Here is an 11,955-nt window from a genome sequence, read left to right as displayed (position 1 = left end):
CCGGCACCATATGTGGACGGCTCCCTCTTGCAAGGGCTGTGCGGAGAATTTGATCGGATCGCTTGCGTCCATATGTCCGGCCTGTGGGTGCGACCGCACATGGTCGCTGGCCAAGATGGTTTCCGCAGCATGAGTTCCAAACACCTCAGCGGCCTCGAACGGCCATTGGTGCCGATGGAATGCCACACGCCTTGGATCGATCGATCGCACCATCTGCTCAATTCCTGCAAGATTTGGCATCAGCTCAGTACGATAGCAAACGGCTGCTCATCGTGCCTAGCCAATCTCTCACGCTGCCACTGCCGGCGGCGATAGTTCTGCTCTTCGATATTGCTCACCGCTCACCATCAGTTTCCAGGCGATTCTCGCGATCTTGTTGGCGAGCGCCACCGCAACGAGTTTGGGCTTCTTGCGTTCGAGCAATCCCAAGAGCCAGACAGAGGCATTCTTGCCTCCAGTACGGCGGACGTGCTGAACAACGGCGGTGGCTCCTACCACGAGTGTACTGCGCAAGAGCTCATCACCGGCTCGTGTAATGACCCCGAGCCTGACTTTGCCGGCAGTCGAATGATCGCGGGGTGTCAAACCGATCCAGGCCGCAAAGTCTCGCCCGGATTTAAACTGTTGCGGGTCTGGGGTTTTCATCATTAGCAATGAGGCGCCGATTGGGCCGACGCCGGGAATTTTTGCGAGCCGTTGGCTACATTCGTCATTGCGGTGCCATTCCATGACCTGGGCTTCGACCCGCTCGATTTCCATCAGGAGCTGCGAATATTCCCTGCCATGAAGCGCAAATAATTCCCGTGCCAGTTCCGGGATCGCCTCGTCCGCCGCGATGCGTTCGAGCAGGGGCTCGATCCGGCACATGCCCGTTGCTGCGGTAACTCCGAACTCTGCCGCAAAGCCACGGATGGTGTTGGCGAGCTGCGTGCGTTTCTGAATGAGCCTGGTACGCATCGCTATGAGCATGAGGGCGGCCTGCTGCTCTACGCTCTTAGCCGGCACAAACCGCATTGTGGGGCGGCTCATCGCCTCGCATAGCGCTTCTGCATCGGCCGCATCATTCTTGCCGCGCTTGACGTAAGGTTTTGCTAGTTGCGGTGCGATCAACCTCACTTCGTGACCATACGAACCGAGAAGACGCGCCCAGTGGTGCGCGCTGCCGCAGGCCTCGATGGCGACGACAGTCGGTGGCAACTTCTCGAAAAACCGGACCATCTCCCGGCGCGTCAGCTTCTTGCGCAAGACCGGCTGTTCTGCCGAATTGACACCGTGCAGTTGAAAAACGTTCTTTGACGTATCCATCCCTATGCGAATAATCTGTTCCACGGGCGGCTCCTTCATGTGAGTCCTACAACGAAATCACCTTGGCACATTGCGATGCCGCTGGGAGCCGTCCAACCCAACACCTCACTAACCTACGCCGGTGAAACGCGAAGCGCAGACACCCGTCTCGGCTTGGGTGCACATCTAAAGCCAAATGAGGGACCTTGCTGTAGATCGCGCTGCCTGCTGACGTGTTACCTTTTCCCGCACCCACCCTCAGTTTTCGGTGCATTCTGCTAGAAACAAAGCGTCTTCGATATCGACGCCTGATCGCGCCGATCTGTGCCGTAAAGCTTTGAACAGCGAGCCCTGTGGCTATTGCGCCGAAAGCAAGAGGTTGCTGAAATCGCCCTTTTTTGCGAGAACATCGGCTAACGAATAACCATCCAGCACTACGAGAAAAGCCTGGAGCGCTTCGTCCAACACACCTGTAAGACCGCAAGCAGGAGCGATAATGCACTTGCCACATTCGACGAGGTCGAAATCCTCCTCGGTGTGCCGGATCAACTTGCCGATGTTGATATCATCGGAGCGCATGGCTAGGCGAATGCCGCCTGACCGGCCACGCACGCTCTCCAGATAGCCAGCACTGACGAGGTCGCTCACCACTTTCATCAGGTGGTTTTGCGAAATGCCATAGGCTTTCGCGATCTCAGAAATTGAGCACAGCCGGTCAGTCCGTGAGCCTAGGAAGAGAAGCACGCGCATCGCATAATCGGTGTAGCGGGTGAGCCGCATAGCTCCGTTCTCCAAATGATGCATTCCTATTGCATGTTTTTGTGGCTCCGTATAGATGCATCATCAATGCATGTTTTGGAGTCGGCGATATGGAGCGCAAACGGATCAATGACGAAGGCCTCGGTCGCCTTGTCGAGGCGTTCTATGCTCGCGTGCGGGCCGACGAAGAACTCGCTCCCATCTTCAACGACGCAATTACTGACTGGCCTGAACATCTCCGCAAGCTGACGGACTTCTGGTCTTCGGTGATGCTTACCTCTGGGCGCTACAAGGGGCAGCCGGTCCCCGCGCACATGAGGCACAGGTCGAGGATCACGCCCGAACTCTTCGAGCGCTGGCTCGGCCTCTGGACCGAGACGACGGACGCGATGATGGAACCTGCCGCAGCCAGCGCTCTTCAGGACAAGGCGCGGCGCATCGCGCAAAGCCTGCAACTGGCCATGTTCTTTCGGATCGATGCCGAGCGTTCGACGAGCACCTCGGGAGATATCGATGAGGTTGCAGTACAATGAGCGACCCCGATATTCAGGTCAGCCGTGCGCAACCTTATCGCTCGACGCCGATCTTCGATGAGAATTCGCTGCCGGTTGCATTACGCGAGCGACACGACACTAAGCCCGGAGTGTGGGGCCTGATCCGGGTCCTTGAAGGCCGGCTCAAGCTCACGATCCTCGATCCGCTTTATGAAGCGATCCTCGAGCCGGATCGGCCCGGTGTCGTGATCCCACAACAACCGCATTTCGTCACGCCGATCGGTGCGATGAAGATGCAGGTCGATTTCTACAAAGAGCCCCCTTCCACCGAACCATAACCCAACCACCCTGAATCCTTCTAAACCGAAATCCATTGGAGACGTTGATGTCCAGGACACTCAGCGACGAGACGATCGCGCTCGTCAAAGCCACGGTTCCCGCGCTTGAAGCACACGGCCTCGATATCGTGCGTGAAATGTATGCGCGCATGTTCGAGAACCCGGACATCCGCGACCTGTTCAACCAGTCGCACCACGGCGACAGCGGTTCGCAGCCACGAGCGCTCACCGGGGCGATCCTCGCCTATGCCAGCAACATCGACAACTTGGGCGCGCTAGCCCCGGCGGTCGAGCGGATCGTCCAGAAGCATGTCGGCCTGCAGATTCTTCCCGAACATTACCCTCATGTCGGTGAAGCCCTATTAGGGGCGATCAAGACCGTACTTGGCGATGCGGCGACGCCCGAGATTCTTGATGCATGGGGCCAGGCATACTGGTTCCTCGCCGACATCCTCATCGCTCGCGAAACCATGGTCTATCAGGAGCAACAGACCGCCGAAGGCGGGTGGAACGGTTGGCGCGACTTCCGGATCGACGAGATCGTGACCGAAAGCAGCGTCATCACGTCGTTTGTCCTGCGCCCAGTCGATGGCAAGGCCGTGCTTCGCCACAAGGCAGGTCAGTACCTGACGTTCTGGTTCGAGATTCCGGGGCATCCGCCGGTTAAGCGAAACTACTCGATTTCCAACGCTGCGAACGGAGATAGTTATCGTATTTCCGTCAAGCGGGAGCCGCAGGGGCTTGCGTCGGGTTGGCTGCACGACGAAGCCAGAGTGGGTACGGTGCTGAAGGTCGCGCCGCCTGCTGGCGAATTCTTCCTGCCCGAACATGTCGACGCGCCGGTCGTCCTTCTGTCGGGAGGCGTAGGCCTGACCCCGCTGGTCGCCATGCTCGAAACGCTGGCGGCACGCGGCCTCGAGCAGCCGGTACAATACATTCACGGCACCCATGACCGCGACACCCATGCCATGCGCGATCATGTCCGCAGTCTGGTTGCCGCAAACCCGACTTTCTCGGTGATCGACTTTCACCAATCTCCCTATGTGGATGAAGTCGAAGGCCGGGACTACGACCATGCCGGGATCATTACCGACGGCTGGCTGATTGCAAACACGCCGGTCGACAAGGCGGATTACTACATCTGCGGCCCCCGACCGTTTCTGCGGGCAGCCGTGTCGGCCCTGTCACTGGCGGGCGTTCCGTCGCAGCGTATCCATTACGAGTTCTTCGGACCGGCCGACGAACTGCTGGCAGCTTAGGCTTCAACGTTTTCCTAATTCATTGCGCAGAAAGCCCGCCAAAGACGGCGGGCTTTCTCGCATGGGTTCGACCATCTGCCCTTTCTCGCGAAATGAGCGTCGAAACCATAATTTCTCTCAAAGGCCCGTTGTGATCAAATTTCTGATTTCGAGATCCGCATCGCTTCTGCCCCAGTCTGCCGTCGGTCACTTGGGCTGGGTACGAGGTGCAATAGGCGGAGGTCTCGCTATCCTGACTTCAGGTATTGCGACATATGTCCTTTTGGGCGCCAACACTGGCGCCCTTCCTACCCTTGTTGCACCGCTCGGAGCATCTGCAGTTCTCGTTTTTGCCGTGCCTGCAAGTCCCCTGGCTCAGCCCCGTTCGGTGATTGGCGGCAACCTCCTCTCGGCGGCAATTGGCTTAGGTATCGGCCATGCAATCGGACAGCCCGTACTATCTGCCGGTCTTGCCGTTGGCATCGCGATTGGAATTATGTCGATGGCCCGTTGCCTCCACCCGCCGGGCGGCGCATGCGCACTATTATGTGCACTCGGCGCCGCGGGACCTGACGCATGGTCTTGGTCCTATCTCGTGCCAATTGGCATCAACGTCCTGGCCCTGTCGGCAGGCGGGTGGATATACAACAACGTGACGGGTCATCCATGGCCGCACCACGCAAAGCTACCCACTGCGTCACCGCATGAACCGAGGCCTACCTTCACCCATGAGGACCTGGAAGCCGTCCTTACGGAATGGAACGAGGTTATCGATGTCGATGTCGATGATCTCGGTGCGATTTATCAGGCCCTTCAAAGGCGCGTGGAAGCCCGCAGCCGTTAATTTCCTGCAAGGTCTGAAAACTTTGGAAGCTTAGGAAGTGGACGCCCGAAACGATCGGTCGGCAACATCATGGCCCCCTTCACCGGGTCATACCCCAGAAATCGAACGACAGCCTCGTGTAGGGGGTCATCAAATCGCACGCCGGCGTTCTTGCCATTTTGCCATACCACCAGACCACCCATCCGGATATTGCCGTCTGCTTTTAGATACAGCCGGTCGCCTTGACTGACATGATTGTAATCCATCTCAATCATGCAGCCCGTTAAAGAAACATTGTAAAGCACGGCGCGGAAGTGCTGACCGTCCATACGGCAGTCAACTGATCGATCGGAATCGAGACGCTCGCTCTCTCTGCGTTGCATAGAGCCACTCCTCCGGAGATATCCGAAAGGATAGGTCTTTGATGTTAAGAAGTCGTTCGATCGGTTTCTCGCTGGCCCAGCCGGTTAGGTTTTTAAAACAAGAGAAGGCGACCTCTCCTAGCCGCCTTCCCGATAACACTGCTGAAGCGGGCCGGCAGCTCCTCTCCCTCTCGGCACCCAATGGTCAAAGTGGGACGCCTGAGTCGGAAACGAACAAAATGAGTTCAAGATTCCCTTGATGGAGCAATTGCAACGGGCGCTATGAGATCAATTGATCATGGTAATTGCCCGGATCTTCCAATGAAAACGCTGCATTCAATACCGTCGTCGACAAAACCTATGCTTACCTTGCCGAAGGGCACCATAGCCTGGTTGCTGGGCGTAGATCCGAAACCGGTTTCATCCTGACGAACGACGGAAGGTCCTTCTCGTGATTTCCCGTTTTTCACAGGCTCGAAGCTATTCACTTCGCGCGCCTATCATCCCATCGCGCCCTGCAAAATGCAAATGACAAGGGGGTGAAAATCTAGGCTGCCCTGTCTCTCCCCGGCTGTCGCACTTCGATGATCCGCAGGAAGCGCTCCTTACCCGAACGGTCGGGCCAGTTGATCGAAGAGCCAGCTTTCAATCCGATGAGGCCAGCGCCCACGAGGGTCAACACGGAAAGACGGTTTTGGTCCAGGTTGGCATCGCGCGGCCATACCAGTTCGACTTTGCGCCGGCAGCCGGATCGCTCGTCGACGAATTCGACTTCGGACTGCATAGTGATGACGTCAGACGGCAAATCGTCTGCTACCATCATCTGGGCACGATCAAGTTCCTCAAACAGTTTTCCAGCTACATCCGGACTGCGCTCCTCGATGGACATCGCCAATTCGTAGAGCGCGTCCGCTTCGGAATCTAAAACATGGATCATCGGCTTTTCGCCGTCTTTGGAAGTGGTCATATTTCGTAACTCGCTAGAGAGCCGCAAGAGGATCGCGGCTCGGCTGTAGATCGTCCGGAAGCCTCGTCCCGGACCGGATCACGGCCGTCGAGACGAGGCGTGCGCCCGTGCGGGCAGCTGACCTGCGTGTGCGAAATGTCGGTCGATGTGCTGCGAAATGACCATGAGTCACATGTGGGCGCGAACCCTAGGTTAGTCAAATACCAGTTGGCCGACCGCCTTATCGACTAATTCGAGACTTTCGAGTCCGGAACGCCTATCGAAAGGCAATGATGAACTTTCTCTCCATTGGATCTAGGCGCGGACCAGATCTCGCCATCGATCTTGGCACTGCGAACATGCGTGTCATGGTACGAGGCGAAGGCGTGGTCTTCGACGAACCATCCCTGTGCTATTACGAGAAGAAGTCCGGGCAGATGAAACTCATTGCAGCGGGGCTGGACGTTTTGGCGATGGTTGATCGGGTTCCCGGAACCCACTTGGTACGCCGTCCTCTTGCGCGCGGTGTTCTTCAGGACATGGACGCAGCGACCGCGCTGCTTGCGCATGGTTTGACTTCGGTGATTGGAAAGAAACCTAGTGGGCGTCCCCCAGCAATGATCAGTATTCCAGCGGACGCCACGAAGGCGGAGGCGAACGCCTTGCTAACTGCCGCGAACGATGCCGGCTTTGGACGTATCGAACTCGTGCGCGAGCCTTTTGCAGCGGCTATCGGGGCCGAACTGCCCGTCCGCGAATCTCGCGCGTCCATGGTCATCGAATGCGGCGCAGGAACGACCGAGGTTGCGGTCTTCTCAATCAACGGACAATGTCGTTCTCGCTCAGTGCGTTTGGGCGGTCTCGACCTCGACGAAGCGATTACCGAACACCTTCATCTCCGGCATCACTTCCTCATAGGCAAAATCACCGCCGAGGCACTGAAGAAGCATCTCGCCGAACATGGTCCCGGGAACGCAGAAGTACAAATCAAAGGGCGGTCACTACACACCGGTCTTCCAGGAACGTTGACCTTGCCGGTTTCGGAGTTCCATTCCGTGCTCAAGCGACACTTTGGTCGTTTTGCAGATGCCGCGCGGCTTGTCGTCAGCGAAATATCTCCCGATCTTGCCGCTGACCTGTTAAACGAGCGCGTTGTCGCGACGGGCGGGGGAATCTGCGCTAGGTTCTTGGCTGAGGCGATAGCCGCGGAATGCGGTATTCCAGTCACCATCGCGAACGATCCCCATGGTTGCGTGTCGCGCGGTCTGATGCGGTTGATGGAAGAGCGTGCTGCCTAATTCTTGCGGCCAACCTTGGTGGAGGATGAGCAAAGCCCCTCCCCTCTCGATTGATAATGACGGCTTTGCGCCCCAATCCCAGTCATTCTGCGGAATGATCGACGAGCCCAAAAGCGGGCATCAACGGGATGGCGAATGAACGGCGGCTATGTTGGACGAACCGGAACAGCAGGTTTTAGGGAGTGAAACGAAGATAGCGGTCATTCCGAGCGATGGGCCGGCATGTCAGCTTCGCGCCCTAATTTCAGCCGTTCGAGTTCGCTCGAGATTTTCCCGTCAGCCGCCTTTCGGTCAGGATTTCGCGGATGACGCCTTTGCGCTCCAGTTCAGTTCATATGGGGCGATTTCCTGTCCGGTGTGTATGCGGCCGATCGGACGACGTTGCCGTGGAGAACGGTCATGTCCGATCTGCGCAAGTGCGAACCTTGTGATGATATCGGCTGCCCTCGTTACAGGATCATCGCCACGAAATATCGGGCGGAAGGAGTCATCCCATTGAATGCCTTCCATGACTTGACGGACACGTCTGATCTGTAGTGGCAGAAATTCATGGTGTCGGGAAAATGCACAGTCGAGTGCCTTGCCGATGCAGGCGGTGCTGTCGGCGACTTGGCCCAAAGACCACATCGCGTAGTCTGGGTTCCCTCTCCAGTCCGCTTTATGAGCATCAAGGAACAGGCAGGGACGCGGATGTAGCAAGTATTCATAGACTTGGCTGCTGACATCGCCAACGTACAGATCGGCACCCATGGTATAAGTCATGTCGAGCGACCGCGGCGAACTCAGATCAACAATGATCCTACCCTCGACGGCATGCCTTTCCCACTTCCATCGGGCCTTGTGATCCCATGACGCGGCCATGCGGACATGAGGTGCGATGACGAGGTTGAACCGGTCGTCTGCCAGAACATCAGCGACAAGGCGATCGAGAAAGATCTCTGCAGAGGACAGCCGCGCATCGAAGTGCGGGTTATAGAGGATCGTCCGCCGTTCGTTGCCGAACAGCGGCTTGTGATGAGCGCCCTGCCTGATGACCGAGGCAATCTTGATCGGACCCGTGATCGCGCACCTTGCAGGATCCACCACGCCTGCATCCACAAGGCGCTGCCGGTCCTTGGCTCCACCTACGAGGACCAGATCGAAATGGCGAAACCGTCGCTCGAATCCGACCGCGCGATCACCGAGGCCATGGGGGATGTGAAGGATGGGCGGGCAATGCCCCGGCAACTGCCTGAGCAGGGTGCTGGTTCTCTCGGCGCAGAGAATGACGTCGCATTGCCGCAATCGGTTCGCCCAGAACACCAGACCTACAATCTTGCGTAGCTTCCTCGGGATGCTCACCCAGAGCCAATGGGGCACCGTCATGATGAACGTTCGCGGGGCAGGACATCCAAGCCTGGCCGCATAAGCTCGCACCTGCTTTCCGGCCTCTTCGTCCGGCACAAAGATCGTCAGATCGGCCGCATCGCGGCGGGCGAGTTCGAATGCGACCGGAAGATAATGGGCGAACTGGTGCGCGCCACCGATGGCAGGGACGTTCAGGCGCGGCGGCAAGGACCGTCGTTCCGCACGATCCAGCGCACTGAGTTTCCGGGATAGGCTCGACATGGAAGGTCTGATCGGAGGACCGGGTGGAGCGCGAATGGGCAGAAGATGTAGATCTGTCCATCTTCGCCAGATCACATGGCATCTGGCCCGATCATGGCCGTAATCTCATGATCCCCCCACTTGGCCGACATCGCGAACCTGCAAGACCCGAAATAGATCAGATCAGGAAATCAAGTCATGTTCGAACCCCTTACGTTGAGCGCCGCCCTCTTTCTCGCATCCAGTTCGCTTGTCCAAGAACGGTCAGGCCTACTCGATGCGGTGCGGATTGCCGAGCGGACCACCAGAGGTCAGGTCATGGAAGTGGAAGCGGAAAGTGGCAGTTCGGGGCGCCTGAACTATGAGCTCGAAGTACTTGTGGGCGGAGAGATTCGCGAGTTGAGAATCGACAGCCGCTCTGGCCGCATCACGACGACTTCGACAAACAAGCTGGTGAGCTGGGTGCGCAACCTTTTTGCCAGCGACCGGACCATGCGGGATTTCAAGCCGCTCTCGGCGATCATCGTCGGTCTGGAAAAGCAATCCGGCGGGACCGTGACCGAAGTGGAATTCGAAGACGATGACCACCACCTGCACTATCAGATCGACATATCGACCAGTGCAGGATCGGCCAGCCTTTACATCGACCCCATAAGCGGCCAGCGACTTGGCTTTGCGCTGGAAGATTGAGTGCGGGCAGACAATGCAGATCCTGCTGGTCGAAGATGACGAGGTCCTAGCCCGGCACATAGAGGCCGGGCTGACCCAGGAGGGGCACGTCGTCGTCCATTGCGCAGATGGCCGGAACGGGCTGATGCAGGTCACTTGCGAAACCTGGGATGTCGTCATTCTCGATCGCATGTTGCCCGGCGTCGAAGGTATGAAGATCCTTTCCGCGATGCGCGCATCGGGTAACGAAACACCTGTCCTGATGCTGAGTGCGCTGGGCGAAGTCGACGACCGGGTCGAGGGTCTTCGCGCGGGCAGCGACGACTATCTGGCAAAACCCTTTGCCTTTTCCGAACTTCTGGCCCGTGTGGAAGCAGCCGGCAGGCGAAACGTCCAAAGCACCGACCCCCCTGCCGGCAAACTGCGGATCGCGGATCTGGTGATCGATCTTGAAGGCCATGTCGTCCGGCGCGGCGGCATCCGGATGGAACTGACCATGAGGGAATTTCGCATCCTAGTCTGTCTTGCCCGCAATGCCGGGCGCGTCGTCACCCGGGCCATGCTTCTCGAACAGGTCTGGGACTACAACTTCGATCCGCAGACCAACATCATCGACCAGCATATCAGCAATCTTCGGCAGAAGTTGAAGATCGCTGATCTCGCTCCGCTGATCCACACGGTCCGCGGGGCAGGATACGTCCTGCGGCCATGACGGGCAGATACTGGCGATCGCTGTCGTTCCGCATCGCGCTTCTCTACGCGGTGGCGCTGGGCCTCTCGATGGCCTTTGTCGCAGCCAGTTATTTCGTGATTGCCGTCCTGATCCCTTCAGACGAGGTGCGGAACCGGGTCGCACAGGAGACGCGGCTCCTGTCGCAGATCTATGTTGTCGATGGCGAAGAGGCACTTGTCACCGCGCTTGAGGAACGGCGAGCCAGAACTGACGAACGTCGCGCCTTCGACGCCCTGATCGCGGCCGACGGCAGGGCAATCACCGCTAACGTCCCAAGCTGGCCGACCAGAATCCAGAACGACTGGTATTCGATCGAAGCCGACATCTACCGCGAAGGCGGCGAAGATGATTTCAGCGCACTCTCGCGCGATCACCTGTTCGACGATGGCGTTCGCCTCATAGTCGGTCGCGATGTCGAGGATCTGGAAGACCGGGAGGAAATCGTCCGCCAAGCCATGCCAGCATTGCTTATCCTGACGGTTGTGTTCGGACTGGCGGGCGGCGCGTTCATGAGCCGGACCATCGGCAAGAGGCTTGAAGCAATCACGGCAACCGCGCGGCGCGTCACCGAGGGCGATCTCGGTGGCCGCGTCGCGACGCGCGGCAAGGGTGACGACTTCGACCAGCTTGCCGTCACGCTCAACAGGATGCTGGAGCGCAATCAGGAGCTGTTCGAGACAGTGCGGCGCGTATCGGACAATGTCGCCCACGAATTGCGCACACCACTAGCAAGGCTGACGGCGAGGCTGGAGGCGATCCGCACGAAATTTCCCGCAGGCAACGATGATTTCGACGAGATCGATTCCGCGCTTGAGGAATCCGCCCGCCTTCAAGCCATCTTCAACGCGCTTCTACGCATTGCCCGCATCGAAGGGGGCAGACACGGGGCGAACTTCCGGAAAGTCGATTTGGGCCAGATTGCCGCCGATTGTGTCGAACTCTACGCGCCTGTCGCGCTGGACAGGGGGATTACGTTCGAAGTTTCGTCTGGTAATGCTGTCCTGCCGGAAGGTGACCCGGACCTACTTTTCCAGGCACTTAGCAACGTCCTCGACAATGCACTGAAATACACACCAGTCGGGGGACGAATAACTGTCGGCACCGAGAGTGGCGGGTGGACCGTTTCGGACAGCGGACCTGGCGTCGACGAGCAGGATCTAAAACGGCTTACGGAGCGATTTTTCCGCAGCAACTCCGTCCGCGCCATCGCAGGTGACGGGTTGGGATTAAGCCTCGCCGCAGCGATCTTACAGCTTCATTCGGGATCACTCAGTTTTCGAAATTCTCCCGACGGGTTTGTCGTTTCGATGAGCTTTCAGACCTGATCTGCGCAAAAGATCTGCAACACTCGACTGGCTATTGCGGCCGAACGAGCATCAAGGCCCGTCAAACGGAACCGATAATCCGTCTACTGACGAATATCA

14 protein-coding genes are annotated in these 11,955 nt (G+C 58.1%); 8 read left to right on the top strand and 6 right to left on the bottom strand.

Translation table 11 applies throughout. The annotated features are described in order from the left end of the window. The 3 genes from A9D15_RS16820 to A9D15_RS00265 all read right to left on the bottom strand — a co-directional run. The coding region (locus A9D15_RS16820; protein WP_216634363.1) for a hypothetical protein at positions 1 to 240 on the bottom strand (240 nt) is incomplete at its 3' end. 48 nt (positions 241 to 288) lie between these two features. After that, positions 289 to 1,329 carry an IS110 family RNA-guided transposase gene (locus A9D15_RS00270; protein WP_066760674.1) on the bottom strand — a complete coding sequence of 347 codons (1,041 nt, stop codon included), beginning with the start codon at positions 1,327 to 1,329 and terminating at the stop codon, positions 289 to 291. A gap of 312 nt (positions 1,330 to 1,641) precedes the next feature. Then, entirely contained in the window at positions 1,642 to 2,064 is a 423-nt protein-coding gene (locus A9D15_RS00265) for an RrF2 family transcriptional regulator (RefSeq protein ID WP_066760667.1), read from the bottom strand. 89 nt (positions 2,065 to 2,153) lie between these two features. On the opposite strand from A9D15_RS00265, the gene A9D15_RS00260 reads away from it, so the two are divergent. The 4 genes from A9D15_RS00260 (at position 2,154) to A9D15_RS16005 (ending at position 4,957) form a co-directional block, all read left to right on the top strand. Next, on the top strand, positions 2,154 to 2,576 hold the full coding sequence (locus A9D15_RS00260) for a group III truncated hemoglobin (protein WP_066760666.1): 423 nt from the start codon (positions 2,154 to 2,156) through the stop codon (positions 2,574 to 2,576). Then, positions 2,573 to 2,875: a TehB family protein gene (locus A9D15_RS00255; RefSeq protein WP_066760664.1), complete on the top strand. Its 303-nt coding sequence runs from the start codon at positions 2,573 to 2,575 to the stop codon at positions 2,873 to 2,875. The genes A9D15_RS00260 and A9D15_RS00255 overlap by 4 nt, the downstream gene beginning before the upstream one ends. A gap of 47 nt (positions 2,876 to 2,922) precedes the next feature. Beyond that, entirely contained in the window at positions 2,923 to 4,134 is a 1,212-nt protein-coding gene (gene hmpA, locus A9D15_RS00250) for an NO-inducible flavohemoprotein (RefSeq protein ID WP_066760662.1), read from the top strand. A 61-nt stretch (positions 4,135 to 4,195) separates the two neighbouring features. Next, complete coding sequence (locus tag A9D15_RS16005) at positions 4,196 to 4,957, top strand: HPP family protein (protein WP_082924154.1); 762 nt, start codon at positions 4,196 to 4,198, stop codon at positions 4,955 to 4,957. Here the strand turns inward: A9D15_RS16005 and A9D15_RS00245 are convergent. Together A9D15_RS00245 and rnk are read right to left on the bottom strand one after the other, a co-directional pair. Continuing rightward, entirely contained in the window at positions 4,954 to 5,319 is a 366-nt protein-coding gene (locus tag A9D15_RS00245) for a PilZ domain-containing protein (protein WP_082924153.1), read from the bottom strand. The two genes, A9D15_RS16005 and A9D15_RS00245, sit on opposite strands and share 4 nt — an antisense overlap. 526 nt (positions 5,320 to 5,845) lie before the next feature. Beyond that, on the bottom strand, positions 5,846 to 6,265 hold the full coding sequence (gene rnk / locus A9D15_RS00240) for a nucleoside diphosphate kinase regulator (protein WP_066760657.1): 420 nt from the start codon (positions 6,263 to 6,265) through the stop codon (positions 5,846 to 5,848). A 269-nt stretch (positions 6,266 to 6,534) separates the two neighbouring features. Here rnk and A9D15_RS00235 point away from each other — a divergent pair, with 269 nt between their 5' ends. Then, entirely contained in the window at positions 6,535 to 7,542 is a 1,008-nt protein-coding gene (locus A9D15_RS00235; protein WP_066760655.1) for a rod shape-determining protein, read from the top strand. A 291-nt stretch (positions 7,543 to 7,833) separates the two neighbouring features. Here A9D15_RS00235 and A9D15_RS00230 read toward each other — a convergent pair whose 3' ends face one another. Then, on the bottom strand, positions 7,834 to 9,150 hold the full coding sequence (locus A9D15_RS00230; RefSeq protein WP_188656330.1) for a glycosyl transferase: 1,317 nt from the start codon (positions 9,148 to 9,150) through the stop codon (positions 7,834 to 7,836). Between the two features lie 195 nt (positions 9,151 to 9,345). On the opposite strand from A9D15_RS00230, the gene A9D15_RS00220 reads away from it, so the two are divergent. The 3 genes from A9D15_RS00220 to A9D15_RS00210 are packed head-to-tail and all read left to right on the top strand — an operon-like array spanning position 9,346 to position 11,856. After that, complete coding sequence (locus tag A9D15_RS00220; protein WP_172807425.1) at positions 9,346 to 9,819, top strand: PepSY domain-containing protein; 474 nt, start codon at positions 9,346 to 9,348, stop codon at positions 9,817 to 9,819. A gap of 13 nt (positions 9,820 to 9,832) precedes the next feature. Beyond that, complete coding sequence (locus tag A9D15_RS00215) at positions 9,833 to 10,510, top strand: response regulator transcription factor (protein WP_066760644.1); 678 nt, start codon at positions 9,833 to 9,835, stop codon at positions 10,508 to 10,510. Next, the gene (locus A9D15_RS00210) at positions 10,507 to 11,856 is read left to right on the top strand and encodes a sensor histidine kinase (protein ID WP_066760642.1); all 1,350 of its coding nucleotides are present in this window, start codon (positions 10,507 to 10,509) and stop codon (positions 11,854 to 11,856) included. Before A9D15_RS00215 ends, A9D15_RS00210 begins: the two co-directional genes overlap by 4 nt. The last annotated feature ends 99 nt before the right edge of the window (positions 11,857 to 11,955 follow it).

This window comes from Croceicoccus pelagius (assembly GCF_001661915.1).
Classification (GTDB): domain Bacteria; phylum Pseudomonadota; class Alphaproteobacteria; order Sphingomonadales; family Sphingomonadaceae; genus Croceicoccus; species Croceicoccus pelagius.
The sequence above is the reverse complement of the archived record's forward strand: the minus strand, read 5'-3'. Positions and strand labels throughout refer to the sequence as shown.